At 71.2% G+C, this 25,291-nt stretch carries 23 protein-coding genes and 1 riboswitch; of the genes, 16 read left to right on the top strand and 7 right to left on the bottom strand.

Features of this window, described 5'->3' with window-relative positions:
* Nucleotides 1-6: 6 nt before the first annotated feature.
* Nucleotides 7-2,358 (bottom strand): ribonucleoside-diphosphate reductase subunit alpha, encoded by a 2,352-nt coding sequence (locus ABKA19_RS01595; protein WP_353688018.1) that lies wholly within the window; start codon nucleotides 2,356-2,358, stop codon nucleotides 7-9.
* 273 nt (nucleotides 2,359-2,631) lie between these two features.
* Nucleotides 2,632-2,854, bottom strand: a riboswitch (cobalamin riboswitch).
* A 123-nt stretch (nucleotides 2,855-2,977) separates the two neighbouring features.
* On the opposite strand from ABKA19_RS01595, the gene ABKA19_RS01600 reads away from it, so the two are divergent.
* From ABKA19_RS01600 to ABKA19_RS01610, 3 genes are read left to right on the top strand one after another with little or no spacing between them, the layout of a single operon-like run.
* Nucleotides 2,978-3,892, top strand: a complete 915-nt coding sequence (locus ABKA19_RS01600) for an alpha/beta hydrolase (protein ID WP_353687355.1) — start codon at nucleotides 2,978-2,980, stop codon at nucleotides 3,890-3,892.
* 50 nt (nucleotides 3,893-3,942) lie between these two features.
* Nucleotides 3,943-4,560, top strand: a complete 618-nt coding sequence (locus ABKA19_RS01605) for a DUF998 domain-containing protein (protein ID WP_353687356.1) — start codon at nucleotides 3,943-3,945, stop codon at nucleotides 4,558-4,560.
* 27 nt (nucleotides 4,561-4,587) lie between these two features.
* Nucleotides 4,588-4,812 (top strand): hypothetical protein, encoded by a 225-nt coding sequence (locus ABKA19_RS01610; RefSeq protein WP_353687357.1) that lies wholly within the window; start codon nucleotides 4,588-4,590, stop codon nucleotides 4,810-4,812.
* 9 nt (nucleotides 4,813-4,821) lie between these two features.
* Here ABKA19_RS01610 and zapE read toward each other — a convergent pair whose 3' ends face one another.
* Nucleotides 4,822-5,925, bottom strand: coding sequence for a cell division protein ZapE (zapE, locus tag ABKA19_RS01615; RefSeq protein ID WP_353688019.1), 1,104 nt, complete (start codon nucleotides 5,923-5,925; stop codon nucleotides 4,822-4,824).
* The gene (locus ABKA19_RS01620; RefSeq protein WP_353687358.1) at nucleotides 5,922-6,587 is read right to left on the bottom strand and encodes an alpha/beta hydrolase; all 666 of its coding nucleotides are present in this window, start codon (nucleotides 6,585-6,587) and stop codon (nucleotides 5,922-5,924) included. The genes zapE and ABKA19_RS01620 overlap by 4 nt, the downstream gene beginning before the upstream one ends.
* Nucleotides 6,588-6,731: 144 nt before the next feature.
* Here ABKA19_RS01620 and ABKA19_RS01625 point away from each other — a divergent pair, with 144 nt between their 5' ends.
* The 7 genes from ABKA19_RS01625 to ABKA19_RS01655 all read left to right on the top strand — a co-directional run bounded on the left by ABKA19_RS01625 (nucleotide 6,732) and on the right by ABKA19_RS01655 (nucleotide 12,623).
* Entirely contained in the window at nucleotides 6,732-7,589 is an 858-nt protein-coding gene (locus ABKA19_RS01625) for an EamA family transporter (RefSeq protein ID WP_353687359.1), read from the top strand.
* 117 nt (nucleotides 7,590-7,706) lie between these two features.
* Nucleotides 7,707-8,531: an NADPH-dependent 7-cyano-7-deazaguanine reductase QueF gene (queF, locus tag ABKA19_RS01630; RefSeq protein WP_353687360.1), complete on the top strand. Its 825-nt coding sequence runs from the start codon at nucleotides 7,707-7,709 to the stop codon at nucleotides 8,529-8,531.
* Between the two features lie 105 nt (nucleotides 8,532-8,636).
* Nucleotides 8,637-8,936, top strand: a complete 300-nt coding sequence (locus ABKA19_RS01635; RefSeq protein WP_162312353.1) for a LysM peptidoglycan-binding domain-containing protein — start codon at nucleotides 8,637-8,639, stop codon at nucleotides 8,934-8,936.
* A 35-nt stretch (nucleotides 8,937-8,971) separates the two neighbouring features.
* Nucleotides 8,972-9,460: a hypothetical protein gene (locus ABKA19_RS01640; RefSeq protein WP_353687361.1), complete on the top strand. Its 489-nt coding sequence runs from the start codon at nucleotides 8,972-8,974 to the stop codon at nucleotides 9,458-9,460.
* A gap of 135 nt (nucleotides 9,461-9,595) precedes the next feature.
* On the top strand, nucleotides 9,596-10,375 hold the full coding sequence (locus tag ABKA19_RS01645) for a rhomboid family intramembrane serine protease (RefSeq protein WP_353687362.1): 780 nt from the start codon (nucleotides 9,596-9,598) through the stop codon (nucleotides 10,373-10,375).
* A 191-nt stretch (nucleotides 10,376-10,566) separates the two neighbouring features.
* Nucleotides 10,567-11,742, top strand: a complete 1,176-nt coding sequence (locus tag ABKA19_RS01650) for a glycoside hydrolase family 18 protein (protein ID WP_353687363.1) — start codon at nucleotides 10,567-10,569, stop codon at nucleotides 11,740-11,742.
* Nucleotides 11,739-12,623: an acid phosphatase gene (locus ABKA19_RS01655; RefSeq protein WP_502945686.1), complete on the top strand. Its 885-nt coding sequence runs from the start codon at nucleotides 11,739-11,741 to the stop codon at nucleotides 12,621-12,623. The genes ABKA19_RS01650 and ABKA19_RS01655 overlap by 4 nt, the downstream gene beginning before the upstream one ends.
* A 195-nt stretch (nucleotides 12,624-12,818) precedes the next feature.
* Here the strand turns inward: ABKA19_RS01655 and ABKA19_RS01660 are convergent, their stop codons facing one another.
* Together ABKA19_RS01660 and ABKA19_RS01665 are read right to left on the bottom strand one after the other, a co-directional pair.
* Entirely contained in the window at nucleotides 12,819-13,397 is a 579-nt protein-coding gene (locus ABKA19_RS01660) for a cupin domain-containing protein (protein WP_353687364.1), read from the bottom strand.
* A gap of 101 nt (nucleotides 13,398-13,498) precedes the next feature.
* Nucleotides 13,499-13,975, bottom strand: coding sequence for an Lrp/AsnC family transcriptional regulator (locus tag ABKA19_RS01665; RefSeq protein WP_353687365.1), 477 nt, complete (start codon nucleotides 13,973-13,975; stop codon nucleotides 13,499-13,501).
* Nucleotides 13,976-14,100: 125 nt separating this feature from the next.
* Between ABKA19_RS01665 and phhA the strand changes: the two genes are divergently transcribed.
* On the top strand, nucleotides 14,101-14,994 hold the full coding sequence (gene phhA / locus ABKA19_RS01670; protein ID WP_353687366.1) for a phenylalanine 4-monooxygenase: 894 nt from the start codon (nucleotides 14,101-14,103) through the stop codon (nucleotides 14,992-14,994).
* Nucleotides 14,995-15,151: 157 nt separating this feature from the next.
* Here the strand turns inward: phhA and ABKA19_RS01675 are convergent, their stop codons facing one another.
* The gene (locus tag ABKA19_RS01675; RefSeq protein ID WP_353687367.1) at nucleotides 15,152-16,570 is read right to left on the bottom strand and encodes an FAD/NAD(P)-binding protein; all 1,419 of its coding nucleotides are present in this window, start codon (nucleotides 16,568-16,570) and stop codon (nucleotides 15,152-15,154) included.
* 229 nt (nucleotides 16,571-16,799) lie between these two features.
* Here ABKA19_RS01675 and ABKA19_RS01680 point away from each other — a divergent pair, with 229 nt between their 5' ends.
* The 3 genes from ABKA19_RS01680 (at nucleotide 16,800) to ABKA19_RS01690 (ending at nucleotide 21,179) form a co-directional block, all read left to right on the top strand.
* Nucleotides 16,800-18,923 (top strand): TonB-dependent receptor family protein, encoded by a 2,124-nt coding sequence (locus ABKA19_RS01680; protein ID WP_353687368.1) that lies wholly within the window; start codon nucleotides 16,800-16,802, stop codon nucleotides 18,921-18,923.
* A 101-nt stretch (nucleotides 18,924-19,024) separates the two neighbouring features.
* On the top strand, nucleotides 19,025-19,837 hold the full coding sequence (locus ABKA19_RS01685) for a putative outer membrane beta-barrel protein (RefSeq protein WP_353687369.1): 813 nt from the start codon (nucleotides 19,025-19,027) through the stop codon (nucleotides 19,835-19,837).
* Between the two features lie 139 nt (nucleotides 19,838-19,976).
* Entirely contained in the window at nucleotides 19,977-21,179 is a 1,203-nt protein-coding gene (locus tag ABKA19_RS01690) for an amino acid aminotransferase (protein ID WP_353687370.1), read from the top strand.
* Nucleotides 21,180-21,264: 85 nt separating this feature from the next.
* Here the strand turns inward: ABKA19_RS01690 and ABKA19_RS01695 are convergent, their stop codons facing one another.
* A complete protein-coding gene (locus tag ABKA19_RS01695) occupies nucleotides 21,265-21,450 on the bottom strand; it encodes a hypothetical protein (protein ID WP_162375904.1) in 186 nt (61 codons plus the stop codon).
* Between the two features lie 158 nt (nucleotides 21,451-21,608).
* On the opposite strand from ABKA19_RS01695, the gene ku reads away from it, so the two are divergent.
* Complete coding sequence (gene ku, locus ABKA19_RS01700; protein ID WP_353687371.1) at nucleotides 21,609-22,547, top strand: non-homologous end joining protein Ku; 939 nt, start codon at nucleotides 21,609-21,611, stop codon at nucleotides 22,545-22,547.
* A 6-nt stretch (nucleotides 22,548-22,553) separates the two neighbouring features.
* Entirely contained in the window at nucleotides 22,554-25,187 is a 2,634-nt protein-coding gene (ligD, locus tag ABKA19_RS01705) for a DNA ligase D (RefSeq protein ID WP_353687372.1), read from the top strand.
* The last annotated feature ends 104 nt before the right edge of the window (nucleotides 25,188-25,291 follow it).

The raw sequence follows: 25,291 nt of genomic DNA on the forward strand, positions 1-25,291 counted from the left end.
GTCTGGCTACTGGCAGGCCTCGCACGCCTCCGGGTTCTCCAGCGAGCAGGCCACCGCTTCGGCCGGGTTGTAGTCCGGCTTCGGCGCCGCCGACGTCGCGTGGCCGACGGTGGTCTTGGCGATCCTCGTGGCCGGCCGCGAGCGCAGGTAGTAGGTGGTCTTGATGCCCTGCTTCCAGGCGTACATGTACATCGACGACATCGCGCCGATGTTCGGGCTTTCCATGAACAGGTTGAGCGAGGCGGACTGGTCGATGAACGCGCCGCGGCCGGCGGCCATGTCGATCAGCGCGCGCATCGGCAGCTCCCAGGCGGTGCGGTAGACCTGGCGCAGCGCTTCGGGGATCTGCGCCACGCCCTGGATCGAGCCCTCGGCCAGCTTGATCGCGTCGCGCACCTCGTCGGTCCACAGCCCGAGCTTCTTCAGCTCGGCGACCAGGTAGCGGTTGACCTGCAGGAAGTCGCCCGACAGCGTCTCGCGCTTGAACAGGTTCGACACCTGCGGCTCGACGCACTCGTAGCAGCCGGCGATCGAGGCGATGGTGGCGGTCGGGGCGATGGCGACCAGCAGCGAGTTGCGCAGGCCGTGCTCGCGGATGCGCTCGCGCAGCGCGTCCCAGCGCTCCACGTCCTCCGGCACCACGCCCCAGGCGTCGAACTGCAACTCGCCGTTCGCCGCCCGCGTATCGGCGAACGACGGATGCCGGCCGCGCTCCTGCGCCAGTTCGACCGAGGTTTCCAGCGCATGGAAGTAGATGGTCTCTGCGATCTTCGCCGACAGCGCCCGGGCCTGCTCGCTGTCGAACGGCAGGCGCAGGCGGAAGAACACGTCCTGCAGGCCCATGCAGCCCAGCCCGACCGGCCGCCAGCGCAGGTTGCCGCGGCGCGCGGTCTCGATCGGGTAGAAGTTCAGGTCGATCACCCGGTCGAGCTGGCGCACGGCCAGGCGCACGGTCTCGGCCAGCTTGTCGAAGTCGAACGTGCCGGTGCCGGCGGGGCCGTCGTCGTCGAAGTGGTTGGCCAGGTTGATCGAACCCAGGTTGCACACCGCGGTTTCTTCGGCCGAAGTGACCTCCAGGATCTCGGTGCACAGGTTGGACAGGTGGATCACGTTGCCGCTGCGCAGGGTCTGGTTGCTGGCGCGGTTGCACTTGTCCTTGAAGGTCATCCAGCCGTTGCCGGTCTCGGCCAGGGTGCGCATCATCCGTGCATAGAGCTTGCGTGCCGGCAACGTCCTGACCGCCTTGCCCTGCGCCTCGGCCTGCAGGTAGGCCTGCTCGAAGTCCTCGCCGTACAGGTCGACCAGCTCCGGCACCACGCGCGGGTCGAACAGCGACCATTCCTGGTCGGCCTCCACCCGCTGCATGAACAGGTCCGGCACCCAGTTGGCCAGGTTGAGGTTGTGGGTGCGCCGGGCCTCGTCGCCAGTGTTGTCGCGCAGCTCGAGGAAATCCTCGATGTCCGCGTGCCAGGTTTCCAGGTAGACGCAGGCGGCGCCCTTGCGCTTTCCGCCCTGGTTGACCGCCGCGACCGAGGAGTCGAGCGTCTTCAGCCACGGCACGATGCCGTTGCTGTGGCCGTTGGTGGAGCGGATCAGCGAGCCGCGCGAGCGCACCCGGCTGTAGCTGACGCCGATGCCGCCGCTGAACTTGGACAGCTGGGCGATGTCGCCGTACCTGGCGTAGATCGACTCCAGCGTGTCCTGCGGCGAATCGAGCAGGAAGCACGAGGACAGCTGCTCGTGGGTGGTGCCGCTGTTGAACAGCGTCGGCGAGGACGGCAGGTAGTCGAGCTGGCCCATGCGCCGGTACAGCGCCAGCGCCTCGGGCACGTCCTCGCTCAGCGCACAGGAGATGCGCAGGAAGAACTGCTGCGGGGTCTCGATCACCTTGCGCGTGTGCGGATGGCGCAGCAGGTAGCGGTCATAGAGCGTGCGCAGGCCGAAGTAGTCGAAGCCCAGGTCCAGGGAGGGGTCGAGCGCGTCGTTGAGCTTGCGCGCGTTGGTCTGGACGAAGCCGAGGAGGCGGTCGTTGATCAGCCCGACCTCGTGGCCACGGGCCACCGACTGCGAGAACGCATGGATCTCCTGGCCGGTGACCTCCTTGGCGATGTAGGCGGCCAGCAGGCGCGCGGCCAGGCGGCTGTACTCGGGCTCCTCGCCGGTGAGCAGCGCGGCGGTGCGGATCGACAGTTCGTCCAGTTCGCGGGTACTGGCGCCGTCGTACAGGCCGGAGATGGTGCGCGTGGCCACCCGCATCGGGTCGACCGCATGCAGGCCCTCGCAGCTGCGCTGCACCGCGCGCACGATCTTGTTCAGGTCCACCGGCTCGCGGCCGCCGTTGCGCTTGGTCACGCTCATCGCGGTGGCCGTCGGCGGCGGGGTCAGCTGGAATGCGTCGTCCGGGGACGCGGCGGCGGCGCCGGCGACGGCGGTATCGGTCTGGCTCACGGTTGCTCCTCCATGCGTGGCGCACGCGGCGGCCCCATCCCTCGCGGGGCAGCGGATGGCCGGTGGATCCGGAGGATGGAAAAGCGGCGTCGCAGGAGGCGAGAACCGGCAGGCGGACTGCGGACTGGCCCTGCGTCGCCAGCCATCTCCCCCCGGAGACTCCGCGGCCGGCACCGCGCGGTGTGCATCGCGCGGCTGTCGGCAGGTCTTCGGACTCATGGGCGTGGAGGGCCGGGGCCGTCCTCCTACTTCCGCCGCTTCCCGGGGCCAGGCCCCAGTGCTCGATGGCGGGTTCGTTCCCAATTACCGCTGCGGGGCAGTGCCGGACTGGCGCGAGGCGCGTCACCGGCTTCCCTTTTGATCCGGTGGCGAGCGGGCCGCCGGAACCGACAACCACAAGATATTGTGGGACCGCCAGCCCGTCAATACGCGATGTGGTGTCGACCATGCTTTACATCCGGCGCCGGCGACGGTCAACCCGGGCCTGTCCACCGCGTTTCCCAGCGTGTCCCCGAACGGAGCTGGAGCCATGCCGAACATCCTCGCGCGCCTGTCCGCCGCCCTGTTTGTCGTTGTTTTGGGAGCTGGCGATGCGTCCGCCCAGGGCTGGCGGGAGCCCCTGCAGCAGGCGCGCCAGGCCTCCCGCGAACCGGCCACGCAACCGCCCAACCTGCCCACCGGCGCCCGGGTGCTGGGAGACATCCCCTACGGCGACGATCCCAGGCAACGCTTCGACGCCTACCTGCCGGCGCAACCGCTGCGGGACGCGCCGGTGATCCTGCTCGTGCACGGCGGCGGCTGGGCCAACGGCAACAAGGACAATCCCGGCCTGGTCGAGGGCAAGGCCGGCAAGTGGCTGCCGGAGGGGTATGCGCTGGTGTCGACCAACTACCGCATGCGCCCGGACACCGCGCCGCTCGACCAGGCCCGCGACGTCGCGCGCGCGCTGGCCCGGGTGCAGCGGCTCGCGCCGGACTGGGGCGCCGACCCCTCGCGCGTGGTGCTGATGGGGCACTCGGCCGGCGCCCACCTGGCCGCACTGGTGGGCGCTTCGCCATCGCTGTGGAGCGAGGCCGGGGCCTCGCCGCCGCTCGGCGTAGTCTCGCTCGACAGCGGTGTGCTGGATGTGCCGGACATGATGCGGCGCCCGCGCCTGCCGCCGCTGTACCACCGTGCGTTCGGACCCGATCCGGACGACTGGGTCGCCGCCTCGCCGCAGCACCAGCTCACCGCGCAGGCCGTGTCCATGCTGGTGGTGTGTTCGACCCGCCGCAACGACGCCTGCCCGCAGGCGCAGGCCTTCCAGGCCAGGGCCACGACCCTGGGCGTGGCCGTCCGGGTGCTTCCGCAGGCGCTGTCGCACGGCCAGGTCAACCGCGAGCTAGGCCTGCCCTCGGACTACACGGCCGCGGTCGACCGCTGGCTGGACGCGCTGGTGCGCTGAGCGCGGCGTCTCCGCTCCCCCGGCGCGCCGGCATCGGCCACACTGCGCCCATGTCCGCGCCACCCTCGACTCCCGCCCGCCTCGGCACGCTCGTCCTCGGCCTGGTCCTGGTGTTCTGCGCCAGCGCCGTCGGGGTGCAGGCCGTGCGCGTGGAGTACGACTGGTGGCAGGCGCCGCTGAGCTTCTACCTGGCCGGTCCGGGCAGTGCGTGGCTGCAGGCGGCCTATTACGGGCTGGCGATGGCGACCGTCCTGCTCGCCGCCGCCCTGCAACGCTCGCTGGTGCCCGCCGCGCGCTACACGCTGGTGCCGGTGCTGCTGGTCGGGGGCGGTCTGGCGCTCGCCGTCACCGCGACCTGGCCCGGCGCCAGTCCCGGGTACCCGGCCAGCGATGCCGGCGCGTTCATCCATGGCGTGTCGGCGATTGCCGCCTTCCTGCTGGTCGGCACGGCGATGCTCTTGCAGTCCGCCTCGCTGCACCGCGACCCGCACTGGCGTGCGGTCGCCCGGCCGCTGCTGGTCCTGGCCGCGCTGGCGTTCGCCGGCCTGTGGCTGCATGCGCTGTGGAAGGCGCTGCCGCGGGGCGGATCGCAGAAGGTCGTGATCGCGCTCTACCTGGCGTGGCTGGGACTGGCGGGATGGCACCTGCGGCGCGCGCCGCGGCGCTGATCCCGCCCTGCCCACATGGAGCCGCGCATGACACCGCCATCCCGGGGAACGCTTCGAACCGCGGGCCGCGTGCTGGCGCTGGTGCTCGGCCTGGCGTTCGCCGCCAGCGCCTTGCACGTGGCGACCATCGCCGGGGACGGCCTGATGCGGCTCGGGGCGGGGCTCATCGCGCTGCTGGCGCTGGACCTGCTGGTCGCGGCGGTCCGTGCGCGGCATCCGGTCATCACCGGGTGGCTGGGTCCGTTGCCCTGACGCGCCGCCTCAGCCGCGGTGCGTGCGCGCCAGGTACTCCGCGCTCTGCATCTCGATCAGCCGCGAGGCGGTGCGTTCGAACGCACCGGCCAGGCGCTTGCCCTCGTACAGCGCCACCGGCGGCGCGGCGGCGGTGCACACCAGGGTCACCTGGCGGTCGTAGAACTCGTCGACCAGGTTGACGAAGCGGCGCGCGGCATCCTCGCTGTTCGCATCGAAGCGCGGGATGCCGCCGAGCAGCACGATCTGGAACTCGCGCGCGATCTCGATGTAGTCGTCGGTCGAGCGTGGTCCCTCGCACAGCTCGGTGAAGTCGAACCAGGCCGCGCCATGGCCGCGGCCGCGCACGCCGATGCGACGGCCCTCGATCCGGATGCTGCCGTCGCGCGCCGGCGCACCGGAGGCCAGCGCCTGCCAGCGCTCGGCCAGCCAGGCCTCGCTGCCGGCGTCCAGCGGCGTGCGGTACACCGGCGAGCGGGTCAGCGCGCGCAGTCGGTAGTCCTCGCGGCCGTCGGCGGCCAGCTCCACGCAGTGTTCGCGCAGCTGGGCGATCGCCGGCAGGAAGCGCTCGCGCTGCAGGCCGTCGCGATACAGGTTCTGCGGCGCGGTGTTGGAGGTGGTTACCAGGGTCACGCCCTCGGCGAACAGCCGCTCCAGCAGCCGGCCCAGCAGCATGGCGTCGCCGATGTCGGTGACGAAGAACTCGTCCAGCACCAGCACGCGCAGCCGTTCGCGCCATTCGCGCGCGATCTTCGCCAGCGGATCGGACTGCCCGGCGTGTTCGCGCAACTGCTCGTGCACGCCGCGCATGAACCGGTGGAAATGCGTGCGCCGCTTCTGCTCCAGCGGCAGGCCTTCGTAGAACAGGTCGACCAGGAAGGTCTTGCCGCGGCCAACGCCGCCCCACAGGTACAACCCCTTTACCGGCGCCGGGCGTCCGCCCAGCCCCAGCCGCGCCCGCCAGCCGGTCGGCGTGGCCGCCAGCAGCTCGCGCTGGACGCGATCGAGTTCCCGCAGCGCCGGGTGCTGCGCCGGATCGTCGCGCCAGCGCCCGGCGGCGGCGCCGTCGGCGTAGGCCTGCGAGGGCGTGCGGACCGCGTCGGCCTGGCTCATGCCGGCGGCAGCCACGCCTTCACTTCGTGCTGGATGGCGCCGCGCAGGTCGATCAGCTTGCGATGGAAGAAGTGGCTGGTGTCGACCATGCGCACCAGCTGCGGCTTGCGCGGCAGCGAGTCGACCCAGTCGTAGACCGATTGCGCGTCGACGATCTCGTCGGCATCACCCTGCACGACCAGCCACGGCACCTCGGGAATCTCGATGTCGTCGAACTCCCAGCCGCGGCCGGCGACCGGCGGCGCGATCGAGATCAGCGCATCCGGCCGCAGCGCGGCGGCGGCGGACAGGCTGACATAGGCGCCGAAGCTGAAACCCGCCAGCCACAGTGCGTGGCCCGGGTGCCCCGCCCGCGCCCACTCCACCACCGCGCGCAGGTCCTCGCGCTCGCCCTTGCCATGGTCGAATGCGCCGGCCGAGCCGCCGGTGCCGCGGAAGTTGAAGCGCACCGTGGTCGCGCCGAGTTCGCGCAGCGCGCGGGCGACCATGGTCACGACCTTGTTGTGCATGGTGCCGCCTTCGGTCGGCAGCGGATGGCAGACCACGGCCAGCAGCGGACGGGCGTCGGCGGGCTCCGGGAAGTCGATGGCGACCTCGAGCGCACCGGCGGGGCCGTCGAGCAGCAGCGTGGTGGACTCGCTGGGGAATGCGGGCTGTGTCATCCGTGCATTGTAGAGCGGGGCCTGCCCCGCTGCTCTGGCTCTGGCTCTGGCGCTGGCGTGGAACCCCGGCACCGGCTTCGATCAGCGGGAGCAGCGGGGCGGGCCCCGCTCTACAATCCGCGGCTTCCTCCGGCGCGGATTCCCATGCATTTCATCCTGCTCAGCGTGGCCTGCAGCGTGCTGGTCTCGGTGCTGCTCAAGCTGGCACCGCGCCGCGGCTGGGACGTGGCGCAGATGGTGACCTGGAACTACCTGGCCGCCGCGCTGCTGTGCGCCTGGCTGCTGCAGCCGCCTCCGGCGGCGCTGCGCCAGCCCGGCGCGCCGTGGATCGAGCTGCTGGCCCTCGCGCTGGTGCTGCCCACGCTGTTCCTGGTGCTGGCCGCATCGGTGCGGCTGGCCGGCATCGTCCGCACCGACATCGCCCAGCGCCTGTCGCTGCTGCTCTCGCTGGCGGCGGCGTTCCTGTTCTTCGGCGAACAGGCCGGGCCGATGAAGCTGGCCGGACTGGCGCTGGGGCTGCTCGCGGTCGCCGGCATCCTCGCGCGCCCGGTGCAGGGCGAGGCCGGCCCGCGCGCCTGGATCCTGCTGCTGGCGGTGTGGGCGGGCTTCGCCGTGGTCGATGTCCTGCTCAAGCGCGTGGCGTTGTCCGGCACCCCGGCCACCGCGGCGCTGATGGTCGCCTTCGTCCTGGCCTTCGCCGGGATGCTCGCCTGGCAGGGCTGGCGGCGGGTTCGCCATGGCGTGCGCCCCGGCCTGCACCACATCGCTGCCGGCCTGCTTTTGGGCCTGCTCAATTTCGGCAACATCCTCTTCTACGTGCGCGCGCACCAGGCGCTGCCGGACAGCCCTGCGGTGGTGTTCGCGACGATGAACATCGGCGTGGTCGTGCTCGGCACCGCGGTGGGCGTGCTGGCGTTCGGCGAGCGGACCTCGGCGCTGAACCGCGTGGCGATCGTCGCGGCGGTGGCGGCGATCGGGCTGATCGCGCTGGCGCAGGGGTAGCGTCGCGGGCACGACGGGCACCGCAACGGCCGTAACGGGTCGGCCGCCCATGAACGGGCGCCTGCGGCAGGGTCCGCGTGGTGGGCCGCGGCGCGCACCCGGCCCTAGAATGCACGCATGACTACCGCGCAAGACTCCAGCCTGGGCCGCGAGGTCGCCTATCCCAAGGGCTACGACCCCACCCTGCTGTTCCCGATCCCGCGTGCCGGCGCGCGTTCCGAGCTCGGCCTGGCCGCTGCCGCGCCGCTGCCGTTCACCGGCCACGACCGCTGGATGGCGTACGAGCTGTCCTGGCTCGACGCGCGCGGCAAGCCGCAGGTGGCCACCGCCACCCTGCAGGTGCCCCACGATTCCCCCAGCCTGATCGAATCCAAGTCGCTCAAGCTCTATCTCAACTCGCTCAACGGCGAGCGTTTCGAAGATGCCAGGGCGGTGCTCGAGCGCATCGCCGGCGACCTGTCGCGCAGCGCCGGGGCGCCGGTGGCGGCCGCCTTCGGCCTGCCGCCGATGGCGGAGGACGCGGCCGGCGATGGCGAATCGATCGACGCCGTCGAAGCGGATTTCGACGACTACGGCCCGCCGAATGCGGCGTACCTGGACGCCGACGACGCCGCGCATACCGAAGAACACCTGACCTCGGCGCTGCTCAAGTCCAACTGCCCGGTCACCGGCCAGCCGGACTGGGCCAGCCTGCACCTGCGCTACCGGGGGCCGCGCATCGACCGTGCCGGCCTGCTGCGTTACATCGTCAGCTTCCGCGAGCATGCGGGCTTCCACGAGCAGTGCGTCGAGCAGATCTTCCTCGACGTGCTGCATCGCTGCCGCCCGGCCAGCCTGTCGGTGGAGGCGCGGTATACCCGCCGTGGCGGGCTGGACATCAACCCCTGGCGCGCGACCGCGGACATGCCGCCGCCGCCGCCGTTGCGTGACCTGCGTCAGTGAACCGGCACGCGCGGCGGCCGTTCCAATAAAGGCTTCACGAGCTTCAGATGCTTTGTTAACAGGCGCTGTGAGACGGTGGCCGCGCCTCCAGAGCAGGTCACGCGCATGGGTACCGGAAACAAGCCGGACTTCTCCAACGTGCAGGGCGGAGTCCGCAGCACCGAGGCCGAGCGCCCGGATTTCAGCAACGTGCAGGGCGGCGTCCGCTCCACCGAGGAGATGGTCGATCCCCCGGTGCAGACCTACACCGTGGAAAAGGGCGACACGCTGTCGGCGATCGCCAAGCAGTTCTACGGCAAGGCCAGCGCCTGGCCCCGGATATTCGAGGCCAACCGCGACCAGCTCGACGACCCGGACCGGATCAAGCCGGGCCAGGTGCTGAAGATCCCCGCCGACCCGGCCTGAGCGCCCCGCTCCCCATCCTCCAGGAGGATCCCCTCATGAGCCGTACCCGCCTGCTGTATCCGCTGTCGGCCGCACTGGCTACCGCGCTCGTGCTGTCCGCCTGCAAGAAGCCCGAGCCCACGCCGCCGCCGGCACCGCCTGCGACCAGCGAACCCACGCCGATGACGCCACCGGCCGCCGCCGCGACCGCTTCGGTGACCGCGATCGACCTGGGCAACGCCGTCGGCGCCGACAACCGGGTCGCCGCGCCGGCCACCACGTTCGCGCCGAAGGACACGATCTACGCATCGGTCACCACCCGCACCAGCGACGCGATGGCCACCGTGCCGGGCAAGCTGGCGGCGAAGTGGACCTTCCAGGACGGCCAGACCGTGCACGAGGAATCGCGCGACCTGAGCCTCACCGGCGACGGCACCACCGCCTTCCAGATCAGCAAGCCCGACGGATTCCCCGTCGGCCGCTACAAGGTCGAAATCTCCCTCGACGGCTCGGTCGTCCAGTCGAAGGAGTTCGAGGTGAAGTAGGGAAGCTCTCTCTCTGTCTCTCTCCCAGCAGGGTGAGCTAGTTGGGCGCGGTGCGAACCACCGCGCCCGTTTTTTTGCCGGCCGCTTGATTCGGGGCGGGGGCGTCGCCATGGTCTTCCGGCCCCCGGAGGAAACATGAGCCCCGACGAACCGGCTTCCACCACCGCCGAGCGCGACCGCCGCCGGCTGCTGCTCGCCTTCAACCTGAGCCTGGCCTTCGTCGCCTTGCTGGTCGTGGTGTTCGCACTGCAGCCGCGCCTGCCGGTACCCGCGATGGCGGTGTCGCCGCGTGACTGGACCGCGCTGCTGGGACTGCTGACCGCGCCGCTGGTGCATGGCTCGGTCGCGCACCTGGCCGCCAACGCGACCGCCCTGCTGATCCTCGGCACCCTCGCCGGCAGCGTCTATCCGCGCGCCACCCTGCGTGCGATCCCGCTGCTGTGGATCTGTTCCGGCCTGGGCGCCTGGCTGCTGGGCGAGGGGGGCACGCGCCATCTGGGTGCCAGTGGCGTGACCCATGGGCTGATGTTCCTGGTGACCACCCTGGGCCTGCTGCGCCGCGACCGTCCCTCCATCGCCGCCGGCATGATCGCGATGCTGTTCTATGGCGGTTCGGTGCTGACCGTGCTGCCACATGGCGACGGCATCTCCTGGCAGTCGCACCTGGGCGGGGCGGTCGGCGGCATCCTCGCCGGCTTCCTGTTCCGGCGGCTGGACCCGGAGCCGCCACGCAAGCGCTACAGCTGGGAAATCGAAGAGGAAAAGGCGCAGCGCAGCGCCGGCGAACGCGACAGCCTCGAACCTCCCTCGCCGGACGAAGTGCCGGTGCTGTGGCACCGCGATGGCGGCGACGAAGACCCGCGCGGCAAGGTCGTCGCCTTCCCGCCGCGACCGCCGCAGGCACCGCGGGACTGAAGCGCGGCCAGCGACGCGACGGGCCATGGCGCGTCGCGTGGCCTGGAGCGGCCCGGCGCGACCGGAGGCTGTCGCGCGATGCGACTCGAAGGACACGCGCATGACATTCCTGGCGCCAGCACGGTGGCGTACGCCATCGCAGGCAACTGCGCGCTTATAGTGGCCGGCCCTTTGCATCGCCGGGCCACTGCATGATCCGCACACGCTTCAGGTTCGCCGCACGCCTGCTTTGCGCCGCGCTCGCCATCGCTGCGCTGCTCCCGTTCGCCAGCCCGGCCGCGCGGGTGCCCGTCGGCCACGCGCGGCTTAAGGTGATCGGCTATGTGATGGACGGCCCCACGCTGCCGCCGATCAGCGCCGGCAAGCTCGACGCGATCAACTTCGCTTTCGCCCTGGTGAACCCCGCCGGCGAGGTCTACCTGCCCGGCACCACCGCCGCGGCGTCGCTGGCCGGCCTGACCGCGCTGCGCCAGGACAATCCCGACCTCAAGGTGCTGGTCTCGATCGGCGGCTGGGGCGCGGACCACTTCTCCGAAGCCGCGTTGACCGCGCAGTCGCGCGCACGCTTCACCGACAGCGCGGTGCGGCTGATGCGCGAGCACCGGCTCGACGGCATCGACATCGACTGGGAGTACCCGACCCTGCCCGGTCCCGGCATCAGCCACCGCCCCGAGGACCGCGGGAACTTCAGCCTGATGCTGGAGGACGTGCGCACGAAGCTCGACGAGCTCGGTCGCGCCGATGGCCGCCACTACCTGCTGACCATCGCCGCCGCCGATGGCGAGGCCGCGCGCGGGCTGGAGCTGGCGCGGATCGTCCAGGTGCTCGACTGGATCAACCTGATGACCTACGACTTTCATGGCAGCCTGTCCGACACCACCGGCCACCACACCGGCCTGGGCCGCTCGGCGCTGGCGCCGGCCGGCAGCCGCACCACGGTGCAGGCGGTCGACGAGTTCCTGGCCGCCGGCGTGCCGGCGGCCAAGCTCAATGTCGGCGTGGCGTTCTACGGGCGCGAGTTCGCGCAGGTCAAACCTGCCAATCGGGGCCTGTACCAGCGCTACGGCCGCTTCGTCGATTCGCTGGCGTGGCGCGAGCTGCGCGGCATGCCCGGACGCGACGGCTACGTGCGCTACTGGGACGGGCAGGCGCAGGCGCCGTACCTGTGGAATGCCGACACGCGCAGTTTCATCACCTACGACGACCCGCAGTCGCTGGCGGCCAAGGCCGCCTTCGTGCGCGAGCGCGGCCTGGGCGGCATGATGTACTGGGAGCACCGGCACGACATCGACGACGAGCTGCTCGATGCGCTGCGCGATGGACTGGATGCGCCGAGCCCGGCCGAACGCAAGGAAACCACACGATGAAGCTGCAACCGCATTCTTCCACCGGCCCGCTGCGCCTGCTGGCGCTGGGTTGCGCCGCGATGCTGCTGGCCGCCTGTGCCGCCACGCCGGTCGCGGACACTGCGGTGGCGGGCGCACCGGCCGCCGTGCAGGACAAGGTGCCCGAACTCAAGCCCGGCGTGCCGGCCGGCTACCTGGCTGCGGGTGCCATTCCCGACAGCCTGGCCCTGGTCCCGGCGCCGCCGGCCGCCGGCAGCGCGGCGCTCGCCCAGGACCATGCGGTGATGCGTGCGGCGCTGGCCCTGCGCGGGACGCCACGTTTCGAGCAGGCCGCGCGTGACGCCGACCTCGACTTCCCGTTCGCCGCCGGCACCTTCGCCTGCACGCTGGGCGTACGCATCGATGCCGAACGCACCCCGGCGACCTACCGCCTGCTGCGCCGCAGCCTGGTCGATGCGGCGATGGCCACCCGAGCAGCCAAGGAGCGCTACCAGCGCGCGCGCCCGTTCGTCGAGAACGGCGCTCCGACCTGCACGCCGGACGACGAAGCGGCGCTGCGCGGCAATGGTTCCTACCCCTCCGGCCACGTGGCGATCGGCTGGATGTGGGCGCTGGTGCTGACCGAGGCGGTGCCCGCGCACACCGAAGCGCTGCTTGCGCGCGGACGTTCGTTCGGCGAAAGCCGGGCGGTGTGCAACGTGCACTGGCAGAGCGATATCCTCGCGGGACGCTTCATGGCCGCGGGCACGTTCGCGCGGCTGCAGTCCGATGCCGCGTTCCGTGCCGATGTCGCCGCCGCGTCCGTCGAACTGGCCGCGGCGCGCACGCAGGGGCAGGCGCCGGACCGCGACTGCGCGGCCGAAGCCGCGGCGCTGGCGATTCTGCTGCCCGGCGTGCTCTGAGCCGGCCCCATGCCGGGTCACGTGTGGAAGCGTGGCGCGGACGGATGCGTCAGCCGGAATTCGTCGACTGCGGCACGCTGCAGTACTGCTCGAACGCGTCGGCGGTGCTTTCGAAACCCTGCGCCTTGGCCAGCTCCCACGGCCGTTCGCAGCGCGCGCTAAGCTCGCACCAGCCGTGACGCCACCGCCGGACTGCTAGGGCGTTGTCGCGCCTGCCGGCGCATCGGCCGGTTGCAACCATCGGCCCTGTCGCATCGCCAGCTCGACCATCTCGTCCTGGAATCCGGGATCGTCCCGCTTGACCGTCTTGTACAGTTCGGCGCGATCGATGAAGAACTGCTCGAATCCGCCCGGCGTCAGGGTCAGCAACACCTTGACCGGCACCTGGGCGTTGTTGCCCTGCGCATGCACGGCACCGGGCGGGATGACGATGTAGGAACCGGCCGGATAGTCGCGCGTGCCATCAGCGCCGCGAACCGTCAGCGTTCCCTCGGCGACGTAGTAACGCTCTTCCATTCCGTCGTGGCGGTGCCATGGGGTGCGATAGCCGGGTCCTTCGACCAGTTCGATCACCGCATATTGGCCACCGTTCGCTTCGCTTGGCACCAGCAGGCGGTAGCTGGAGCCTGCATCGTAGGGCACTGCCGGCACATCATCGGCCGCCTTGGCCACGACTTCGGCCGCGGCCGGCATCGATGCCGGCTCAGCGAAAACGGCTCCCGCACTTGCCACCGAAGCCAGCGCCATGATCACCGCGCTTCTGGAGATTCGCATCGTTCGCTCGCGTCATTGACCCGAGGTATGACAACGCATTGATTGCGGCCGGGGGGCCATGCCCGGCGGATGGAGCGCGGTGCCGCCGATGGCACCGCGCGTCAACCGGGCAACGGCAGCCCCGTGAAACCCTTCACCGTGCGCAGCACGAAACTGGAATTGACGTCGGCCACGCCGGAATCGTTGAGCAGGCGGTCGAGCAGGAAGTGGGAGAAGTGCTCGAGGTCGCGGACGTAGACGTGCAGCAGGTAGTCCATGTCGCCGGTCAGCGCATGGCAGGCGACCACCTCGTCCCAGCCCTGCACGCGCTCGACGAAGCGGTCGATGCCGGCGCTGCCGTGCTTTTCCAGCTGCACCCGGACGAACGCCTGCAGGCCCAGGCCCAGCACCTGCGGGTCCAGCCGCGCGGCATAGCCGGACACCACCCCGGTGGCCTCCAGCCGCTGGATCCGGCGCAGGCAGGCCGAGGGCGACAGGTTCACCTGCGCGGCCAGTTCGGCGTTGGTGGCCCGACCCTGGCGCTGCAGCAGCGCCAGCAGGCGCAGGTCGGTGCGGTCGAACTCGGCGGCAGCGGCCATTTGTTGCCTCGCAACATCGCATTTACGCAACAAGATTGCATCTATTCCCATGGCTGGCGCAACTTTGCAATCCCGTTGCGTGGAATAGCGCCTACGCTGGGGCCGAACGCACGTCGAGCACCGCCATGTCCGAATCCACCCCCCGCCGCGTCGAACACCATCAGACCGACAAGGGCTACGTGCCGGTCTACACCACCGCCGTGGTCGAACAGCCGTGGCTGGACTACAGCGCCGACGACCACGCCACCTGGGGCACGCTGTATGCGCGCCAGCGCGAACTGCTCGCCGGCCGCGCCTGCGACGAGTTCCTGCAGGCGCAGGACGCGATGGGCATGGACGCGCGCGCCATCCCGCGCTTCGACCAGCTCAACGAAGTCCTTGGCGCCGCCACCGGCTGGACCCTGGTCGGCGTGGAAGGCCTGCTGCCGGAACTTGACTTCTTCGACCACCTGGCCAACCGCCGCTTCCCGGTGACCTGGTGGATCCGCCGCCCCGAACAGATCGACTACATCGCCGAACCGGACCTGTTCCACGACCTGTTCGGCCACGTGCCGCTGCTGATGGACCCGATGTTCGCCGACTACATGCAGGCCTACGGCGCCGGCGGGGTGAAGGCGCATGCGATCGGCCCGGACGCGCTGCAGAACCTGACCCGGCTGTACTGGTACACCGTGGAGTTCGGCCTGATCCGCCAGCACGACGGCCTGCGCATCTACGGCGCCGGCATCGTCTCGTCCAAGGGCGAATCGCTGCATTCGCTGGAGTCGGCCGCGCCCAACCGGCTTGGTTTCGACCTGGAGCGGATCATGCGCACCCGCTACCGGATCGATACCTTCCAGAAGACATATTTCGTCATCGACAGCTTCGAGCAGCTGATGCGCGCGACCGAACCGGACTTCACCCCGATTTACGCGCGGCTGGCGACGCAGGACTCGATCCCGGCCGGCGAGGTGCGCGACGGCGACGCCGTGCACCAGCGTGGCAGCGGCGAAGGCTGGGCGACCGACGGCGACGTCTGACCCCCAGCCTGCTGGCGCGTGCCCGCCCCGTGTGCCTTGTAGGGGCCGATCCATCGGCGACACGCCACGTCGGCACAGGCGACGTCCTTGGGATTCCGGCGCCGGTGTCGCCGATGAGTCGGCTCCTGCAACAGAAGAGACGGCGCGCCTCCGGTAATTAGCGGATACTGGCCGCCGCATGCGGCAGCGGTTCATGCGACACGCGCGAGGACGTGGCCGGCGCCTTGAGCAGCTGCTGCGCCAGCTGGTGCGCGGCCACCCGCAGTTCCGGCACGGCGGTGATCTCCCACAGCTGGCCGCGCAACAATGGCCCGATGCAGTAGAGGCCGCGCACTGGCGCGCCATGGCGGTCCAATGCCTCGTACTGCGCGGTCGCGCGCAGGCCCAGCCCGAACGGATCGGCGCTGATGGTGCCGGCGTCGCGCAGCTGGCCGACGAGCGGATGGCTGGTGCGCTCGATGTCGGTGTCCAGGCCGGTGGCGCGGACCAGCACGTCGTACTGCTCGGCGCTGGCGTGGGCCTGGCCGCGCTCGCGGATCAGCACTTCCACCGCGGACTGGCCGCGGCTGGCGCGCAGCAGCCGGCCGGCGCGGACGCGCAGCTGGCCCAGCGCGCGCAGCTGCTCCAGTTCCTCGTGCACGCTCGGCGCGAGCCGGTGGCGGACGATCTCCCAGTACGAGCGCAAGTGGCGCAGGAAGCGCCCACGTTGTTCGTCGGGCAGGGTCTTCCAGTAGCGCTGCAGGTACGGCCGCAGCGCGTCGACCAGCGCGCGCCAGTCCGGCACGATCGGCGCCAGGCTGCGTAGCGTGCGCAGCAGCTGGCCCACGTCGGCGCTGTTGAGCGCATGCAGCACGTTGGGCGGCAGCGCGATCGCCGCACCGGGCTCGGACAGGTGCGCGCGCGGCAGCAGGCCGTGGCGGGAGATCGCGGTGATCGGTCCGGCATGGCCGCGGCGCAACAGGGTCACTACGGTGTCGGCCATGGTCAGGCCGGTGCCGACGACCAGCACCCGCGCATCGCGCGGCACCCGCGCCAGTGCATCCACCCCGCGCAGGTTGCGTTGCCAGGGCCAGGCGACGTAGCCCGGATCGACCAGCAGGCGCGGCCCCACGCCCTGCAGCCGTTGCGGCGGCAGCGTGCCGATCGCCAGTACGACCTTGTCGGTGAGGAAGTCCGAACCGTCGGCCAAGGTCACCCGGAACGCCCCGCCTTCGCGGTCCACCGTCACGGCCTCCTGCGCGACCTGGTTGAAGCCGGCCAGCGAAACCTGCGCCGCCGACTGCAGGCGCGAGTACAGGTATTCGCCATAGACCAGGCGCGGCAGGAAGCTCTCTTCCGCGCGCCGGCTCAGGTTGAGCCAGCGCGCGAACTCGCCGGGCTGGTCCTGGGTCGCGCCGAGCTCGCGCGCGCGCACGTTGAGCAGGTGTTCGGGCCGTGCCTCGCCATACGCCACCCCCCGCCCGTAGCCGTCGGGCATTCCGACCAGGCACAGGTCCACGCCGGTGGGCGCGCTGCGCGCCAGTTCGGTGGCCAGCACGCTGCCGCTGAACCCGGCGCCAATGATCGTGATCCGCATCGCCCCGCCCTCCGCTGATTCGACGAAGCCGAAGTAGAACGGCAGCGGCGACGGGATGGGTAAAGCCCGCGTTATGCGGCGGGGTTTCCATGGCCACCGAGTGGCAGATGCACATGGCCGATTGGAATGATGGCGATTCGTTCTGAGCGGGCGAGCCCGTCGACGCCACGGCCGCCGTCCCGCACGGCCGTCACGCAAACGGCGCGATCGACCCACGTAAACTAAGGCCATGACGTTCCGTTCCCGGTACCGCGCCGCCAGCGTGGCCCTCGCCACGCTCTCCACTTCCGTTGCTGCACAGGACACGCCCACGCTGCCGCAGGTGGTGGTGACCGCGCGGGTGGAATCGGCCACCGCGTTCGACCTTCCGGCATCGCTCGACGTGGTCGACCTGGGCGAGGGCTCGGCGCGCCCGCAGGTAAACACGTCCGAGGCGCTGGGCGGCGTGCCCGGCCTGCTGGCGCGCGACCGGCAGAACTACGCACAGGACACCCAGCTGTCGATCCGCGGCTTTGGCGCGCGCGCCACCTTCGGCGTGCGCGGCGTGCGCCTGTATGCCGACGGCATTCCGGCGACGATGCCCGACGGCCAGGGCCAGCTCTCCCACTTCGCCCTGGCCGCCGGCGACCGGATCGAGGTGATGCGCGGGCCGTTCTCGGCGCTGTACGGCAATTCCTCCGGCGGCGTCGTGCAGCTGTGGAGCGCGGACGGCGGCGATCCCACCCGGGTGGACCTGCGCGCCACCGCCGCGGCCTACGACAGCCTGTCCGCCAGCGCTCGCGTGCTCGGCAGGGCCGCCGGCACCGGCTACCACCTGGCGGCCTCGGTGTTCGACACCGGCGGCTACCGCGAGCACAGCGCGGCGCGGCGCGAGTCGGCCAACCTCAAGCTGCACCGTGACTTCGCCGGCGGTGGCCGGCTGGAGCTGGTCGGCAACCACTTCCGCGCGCCCGACGCGCAGGACCCGCTGGGCCTGACCTGGGCGCAGGTGCGAGAGGATCCCCGGCAGGCCACCGCGGTGGCGCTGCAGTTCAATACCCGCAAGTCGGCGGCCCAGGACCAGCTCGGCGCGAGCTGGCGGCAGCCGCTGGGCGATTCCGCGCAGCTGCGGCTCACCGGCTATGGCGGCAGCCGCAGCGTGGTGCAGTACCTGTCGGTCCCCGTGGCCGCGCAGGCCAGTCCGCTCAGCGCCGGCGGCGTGGTCGACCTGGACAACGGCTACGGCGGCGCCGACGCGCGGGCGAGCTGGCAGGGCCGGGTCGGCGATGGCGATTTCGAGTTCACGATCGGCGCCAGCGCCGACCGCCAGCGGCAATGGCGGCGTGGCTACGAGAACTTCCGCGCCGACGGCACCGGCGGGGTCGCGCTGGGCGTGCGCGGCGCGCTGCGCCGCGACCAGCGCGACGTGGTCGACAACTTCGACCAGTACGCGCAGGCGTGGTGGGAATTCGCGCCGCGCTGGTCGCTGCAGGCCGGCGCGCGCCACAGCGTGGTGCGCTTCCGTTCCGACGACCGTTACGTCACCGCGACCAATCCCGACGACAGCGGCCGGGTCGAGTACTCGCAGACCACGCCGGTGGCCGGGCTGGTGTTCGCCGCCGCCGACGACCTGCGCCTGTATGCATCGGCCGGGCGCGGGTTCGAGACGCCGACCTTCAACGAACTGGCGTATCGCGCCGACGGCGGCGCCGGCCTGGCCTTCGACCTGGCGCCCGCCGTCAGCGGCAACATCGAACTCGGCGCGAAGTGGCGCAACGATGCCGGCGCCGCCATCGAGGCGGCCCTGTTCCGTGCCGACACCGATGACGAACTGGCGGTGGCACGCAACAGCGGTGGCCGCAGCAGCTACCGCAACGTCGGTCGTGCGCGCCGGCAGGGCGCCGAGCTGTCGGCCGACGTGCCCATGGGCCAGGCCTGGTCGTTGCGCGTGGCGGGCACCTGGCTGGACGCCTACTTCCGTGACGGCTTCCCGCTGTGCACCGGTGCCTGCCCCGTGCCGGCGGTGGCGGTGGCCGCCGGCACGCCGATCCCCGGCGTGCCGCGGCACTTCGGCCAGCTCCGCCTGCAATGGCGGGGCGGCCCATGGGAAGCGGCGCTGGAGGCCTGGGTCAACGGCGCGGTGAACGTGGACGACCGCGGCACCGCCTCGGCGCCGGGCTATGGGCTGGTCCATGCCGAACTGGCGCGCCTGTGGCACGCAGGCGAGGGCCGCCTGCGCGGCTTCGCCCGGATCGACAACGTGTTCGACCGGCAACACATCGGCTCGGTAATCGTCAATGAAGGCAACGGCCGCTACTACGAACCCGGCCCCGGGCGCGCAGTGCTGCTCGGCCTGGAGTGGCAGCTGCGCTAGCGCCGCGGCGGTTCAGCGGTATATTCGCTGGGCGACGAGCCCGCCCGCGCGGATCGCCGCGTCACCACCAGGGGGATCGCATGGGGCGTTCGGTTCGTCGCTTGACCGGCTTGTCCGCCGTCGCCGCGGTGCTGGCGGCCATTCCGGTCGCCGCCGCCGCGGTCGAGCCACTGGACACCTTCAGCGTCAGCATCGGCGGCTACGTCACCCGCTTCGACACGCGGGTGCGCGCCGATGGCGAGCTCTTCGACGGCACCACCATCGACCTGTCGCGCGACCTGGGCCTGGACAAGGACGACACGATCGGCTTCCTGGGCGTGAGCTGGCGGCCGCTCGCGCGGCACGAGGTCGGCCTGCTCTACTTCAAGAACGGCGTCGAAAGCGAGAAGCGGCTGGAACGCGACATCGTGTTCGAGGACCACCTGTACCAGGCATCGGCCACCGTGCGCGGCCATTACGACGTCGACGCGGTCGAGGCCTATTACACCTGGTGGGGCTTCTCCGAGGAGAACTGGGCGCTGGGGCCGCGGGTGGGCCTGACCTGGTACCGGATCGAGCTGGGCGTCGAGCTGGAGGCGGACGTCAACGGCGACCCGGTGGGCAGCGGCGCGCTGGAAGACTCGGTCAGCGCCGACCTGCCGGCGCCAACCCTCGGCGCAGCCTGGCGCTGGACCCCCGCGGAGGACCGGCGGATCGTCGCCGACGCCGGCTGGTTCTCCACCGAGATCAACGACATCGACGGCAGCATCACCTACGCGCGCGCCGGCGTCGAATGGCATCCGTGGGCGCGGTTCGGGGTGCTGGTGGACTACACCCTCAGCAACATCGATGCGCGTACCGAGCGCGACGCCTTCACCGGGCACCTGGAGATGCGCAACAGCGGGCTGCGCCTGGGCCTGCTCTACCGGTTCTGAGGCCTGCGCGCCGTCGTCACAGCGGAAACGGTCGAGCCCCCGGCGGCGGCCTGATAGCATGGCGCGCGCGATTCGCGGGCGTTCCGGCAGGGCCGGCCGCCGGCGCATGCCGCCTCCCCCCACCGAACAGAGCCAAGCCGTGTCCTTCTTCTCGAACGTCGAACGGGTCCCGGGCGATCCGATCCTGGGCCTGACCGAGGCCTACAACGCCGACTCCCGCACCACCAAGGTCAACCTGGGCGTGGGCATCTACTACGACGAAAAGGGGCGGATCCCGCTGCTCAAGGCGGTGCAGCAGGTCGAGCAGTCGCTGGCCGCCGCCGCGCGCCCGCGCGGCTACCTGCCGATCGACGGCCTGCCGGCCTACACCCAGGCCACCCGCGAGCTGCTGTTCGGCAAGGACTCGCCGCTGCTGGCGGCAGGCCGCGTCGCCACCACCCAGACCGTGGGCGGTTCCGGCGCGCTGCGCGTGGGCGCCGAGCTGCTGCGCAAGGCGCTGCCGCACGCGACCCTGGCGCTGAGCAACCCGAGCTGGGAGAACCACCGCGCGGTGTTCACCGCCGCCGGCTTCGAGATCGTCGACTACACCTATTTCGACCCGGCCACGCATGGCGTGGACTTCGACGGCATGCTCGCCGACTTGGGCAGGCTGCAGCCGGGCACCACCGTGCTGCTGCACGCGTGCTGCCACAACCCCACCGGCGCCGACCTGACCGTGGCGCAGTGGAAGCAGGTCGCCGCGCTGCTCAAGGAACGGCAGCTGTTCCCGTTCATCGACATGGCCTACCAGGGCTTCGACAAGGGCATCGCCGAGGACGCGGTCGCCATCCGCCTGCTGGTCGAGGCGGGAATCGATTCGTTCGTGGTCGCCAGCTCGTACTCCAAGTCGTTCTCGCTGTACGGCGAGCGCGTGGGCGCGCTGTCGATCGTGGCCGCCACCACCGACCAGGCGCAGGCGGTGCAGTCGCAGGTCAAGCGCATCATCCGCACCATCTACTCCAGCCCGTCGGCCCATGGCGCCGCGCTGGTCGCCGGCGTGCTGACCAGCCCGGAGCTGCGCGCGGTGTGGGAAGCGGAACTCACCGCCATGCGCGAGCGCATCCACGCCCTGCGCGAGGGCCTGGTGCAGAAGCTGGCCGAGCAGGGCCACCCGGAGTACGCCTTCATCCGCCAGCAGGCCGGCATGTTCTCCTACTCCGGCCTCGACAGGGCCCAGGTCGATCGCCTGCGTGACGAGTTCGGCATCTACGCGGTCGGGACCGGTCGCATCTGCGTGGCCGCGCTCAACCAGGGCAACCTGGAGTACGTGGCCAAGGCGGTGGCGGCGGTCAGCCGCGGCTGATGCCGCCTCGCGGTCGCACAAGCGAAGGCCCGGCATCGCCGGGCCTTTTTTTGTTGCGAGGCGCTTCTGCGAGGCTTGCGATGCGCTATTTCGGCACCTTGGCCGGAACGAACGGCGAAACCGGGTCGCTGGCCGGGAAGGTTTCCTCGAGCGCCTCGTCCTGGTTGCGGCTGGCGTGCTCCTTGCGTTGCCTGCGCTCATGCGGCGCCTCGGGGGCGGATGTGCAGTCGCTGCCGGGGGGCGGCAGGTCCTTGCGGTCGCGTGTACTCATGGCGGTCTCCGCGGATGGGGGCTCGAAGCAGCATCGTCGAAGGCGCCGTGGAAAGGGCGCGTGATCCCGGCGTGAGCCGGCGGTGATCGGGCATCCATCACGGACGCCCCACGCCGCGCGTGCTACCCCTGCAGGCCCGTCGCCCCGAGGCTCCCGTCATGGCCCGCCCGATCTGGACCGGCACCCTGTCCTTCGGCCTGCTCAACGTGCCGGTATCGCTGATGTCCGGCGAGCGCCGCACCGACCTCCACTTCCGCATGCTCGACTCGCGCGACCGCAAGCCGGTCCGCTACGAGCGGGTCAACGCCGAGACCGGCGAGGAGGTGCCGTGGAAGGACGTGGTCAAGGCCTACGAGTACGACAAGGGCAGCTACGTCGTGCTGGAGGAATCGGACATCAAGGCCGCCGCGCCGGAGAGCCACGAGACGGTGGAGGTCGAGACCTTCATCGACGCCGCCGCCATCGACCCGCGCTACTACGAGAAGCCGTACGTGCTGGTGCCGGCGAAGAAGGCCGAGAAGGGGTACGTGCTGCTGCGCGAGACCCTGCGCAAGGGCAACCGCGTCGGCATCGCGCGGGTGGTGATCCGCACCCGCGAGTACCTGGCCGCGGTGATGCCGCAGGGCGATGCCCTGATCCTGATGCTGCTGCGCTATCCGCAGGAACTGGTGGATCCGGCCGACTATGCGCTGCCCGAGGGCAAGGCGGCCGATTACCGGGTCACGGCCAAGGAACTGCAGATGGCCGAGCAGCTGATCGACTCGATGAGCGGAAGCTGGAACCCCGACGACTACAAGGACGAGTTCCGCGACCGGTTGCAGGCCATCATCCGCAAGCGGATCAAGAGCAAGGAAGGCACCGCGCAGATCGAGGACGAAGCGGAGGCGCCGGAGGAGGCGACGACGAACGTGGTCGACTTCATGTCCCTGCTGCAGCAGAGCCTGGATGCGAAGAAGCGCACCCCGGCGAAGAAGGCCGCGGCCAGCCCTCGCGCGCCGGCCAAGGCGGCCAAGGCGCCGGCGAAGAAGGCCGCGCGCAAGGCGCCCGCGAAGAAGGCGCCGGCACGGAAGGCGGCCAGCAAGCGCAAGGCCGGGTAAGCGGCGATGTCGCTGCACGACTACGCCCGCAAGCGCGACTTCGGCGCGACCCCGGAACCGCAGGGCGCGACGCGGCGGCGCGGGTCGAAGCGGCAGCCGATATTCGTCGTCCAGCTGCACCATGCATCGCGGCGCCACTACGACTTCCGGCTGGAGGCCGATGGCGTGCTCAAGAGCTGGGCGGTACCGAAGGGCCCGTCGTTGCGCGCCGGCGACAAGCGGCTGGCGGTGGAGGTCGAGGACCATCCGCTGGATTACGCCGGCTTCGAAGGCGACATCCCGGAAGGCCACTACGGCGCCGGCCACGTGGACATCTTCGACCAGGGCACCTGGACCACGGACGGCGAGCCGCTGGCGGCGATCGCCAGGGGCTCGCTGGATTTCGAACTGCACGGCGACAAGCTCAAGGGCGCCTGGAAGCTGGTCCGCACCGGCAAGCCGGCGCGGCAGCCACAGTGGCTGCTGATCAAGCGCAGCGACGACCACGCCGCCGACGTGGAGGCGGACGATCTGGTCGGGACTCCATCACGGACGGGCCGGCCGAGGGGCGAGGCCAGGGCACCAATCGCCGCCAAGAGCGCCAAGGCCGCCAAGGCTGCCGAGGGCACGGCTGCCACGGGCGGGCATTCCAAGGCGCGCGCAGCGGCGAGAAAAAGCGCGCCTTCGCGCAAGTCCCCGCGACGGGAGGCCGCCTGGCGCGAGCGTGCGCTGGCGCTCGAGGGCGCGCGCGACCGTCCGCATCCCAGCGGCTTCGCCGCCGAACTGTGCACCCTGCGCGAGGCCCCGCCGTCCGGCGACGCCTGGCTGCACGAGATCAAGTGGGACGGCTACCGGTTGCTCGCCGACCTGGTCGATGGCCAGGCGAAACTGCGCTCGCGCAACGACCTGGACTGGACCGCGCGGGTGCCGGCCATCGCCCGGGCCGTCGAGGCGCTGCCGGTCTCCGACGCGCACCTGGACGGCGAGCTGGTCGTGCTCGACGACCGGGGCCACAGCGACTTCTCCGCCTTGCAGCGCGTGCTGGAGGGCAGTTCGCGGCAACCACTGCGATACGTGGTGTTCGACCTGCCCGGCGTGGCCGGCGTCGACCTGTCGGGCACGGCGCTGGTCGAGCGCAAGCAGCTGCTGCGCGAGCTGCTGGGCAGCACGCCCGGCGTGCTCGCCTACAGCGACCACGTGGTCGGGCACGGAGCCGAGGTGTTCGCCGCCAGTGGCAAGGCCGGCTTCGAGGGCATCATCAGCAAGCGCGTGGACGCGCGGTACCGCGGCGGCCGCGGCCAGGACTGGATCAAGGTCAAGCACGAGGACGGCGACGAGTTCGTCGTCGTCGGCTACACCGCGCCGAAGGGCGCCCGGGGCCACTTCGGTTCGCTGCTGCTGGCGCGACCCGGGCAGGACGGCCTGCGCTACGTCGGCCGCGTCGGCAGCGGGTTCGGCGACGCGATGCTGCGCGACCTGTTCAAGCGCATGCGGCCGCTGGAAACCGCTGGACCCACGGTCGAACTGCCGGCCCACGTCCCGCTGCGCCCGCGCAACGTACAGTGGCTGCAGCCCCGCCTGGTCGTGGAAGTGGCCTTCCGCGGCTGGGCCAAGGAAGGCCTGCTGCGCCAGGCCAGCTTCCGCGGACTGAGGGAGGACAAGGACATGGCGGACCTGCAGCCGGAGAAGCCGGCCGCGTCCAAGGCGAAAGCGCCGGCGCGGGCGAAGGCAGGCAAGGGCGCGGCCAAGACCGCCCCCGCCAGAACCAGGGCCAAGGCCGCGCGGAAAGCCGGCAGCGCCGACGGCGCCGACGTCGTGATCACCCATCCTGATCGGGTCGTCTATCCGGCCGACGGCATGACCAAGGGCGACGTGGCGGCGTACTACCGCGCGATCGCACCGTGGCTGCTGCGCGACATCGCCGGGCGGCCGCTGTCGCTGGTGCGCTGTCCCGACGGCGCGACCGGGCAGTGCTTCTTCCAGAAGCACCATGGCGCCGGCTTCGGCGAGGCGGTGCACGCGCTGCCACTGCGGCAGAAGAGCGGGATCGAGGACTACGTCTGGATCGACGACGCGACCGGCCTGCTGCAGCTGGTGCAGATGAACGTGCTCGAGTTCCATCCGTGGGGCGCAACCGTGGAGGACCCCGAGCGCGCCGACCGGCTGGTGTTCGACCTCGATCCCGGGGAAGGCGTGTCATGGAAGGCCGTGTGCGACGGCGCGCGCGAGGTTCGCGGCCGCCTCCGCGAGGCCGGCCTGGAAAGTTTCCTGCGCATGAGCGGCGGCAAGGGCCTGCACGTGGTGGTGCCGCTCGCGCCGGCGGTGCCATGGGAGCAGGCGCGCGACTTCTGCGAGGCCTTCGCCCGGGCGATGGAGGCGCATGCGCCGGAACGGTGGCTGGCCAACGCGCGCAAGGCGAAGCGGACCGGGCGGATCTTCCTGGACTGGCTGCGCAACACCCGCGGCGCGACCAGCGTGGCCAGCTGGTCGCTGCGCGCGCGCGAGCACGCGACCGTGGCCATGCCGCTGCGCTGGGAGGAGCTGGGCAAGTTCGACCGGCCGGGCGCGTTCAGCCCGGACAAGGCGCTGCAGCGCGCGTCGCGGCTGCGCAAGGACCCGTGGGACGGGATCGACCGGTTGCGGCAGTCGCTGCCCGGCTGAACCTCGCCGCAGGTCCGGGTGCTCGCAGGCGGGATGCGGGCCGGCGACGCCGGCGATGCACCCGGAGCCAGAGCGCCGCTGGCGTAACCCTCGCCAAGCCGCCG

The organism is Pseudoxanthomonas sp. Soil82 (assembly GCF_040446535.1).
GTDB lineage: Bacteria > Pseudomonadota > Gammaproteobacteria > Xanthomonadales > Xanthomonadaceae > Pseudoxanthomonas > Pseudoxanthomonas kaohsiungensis.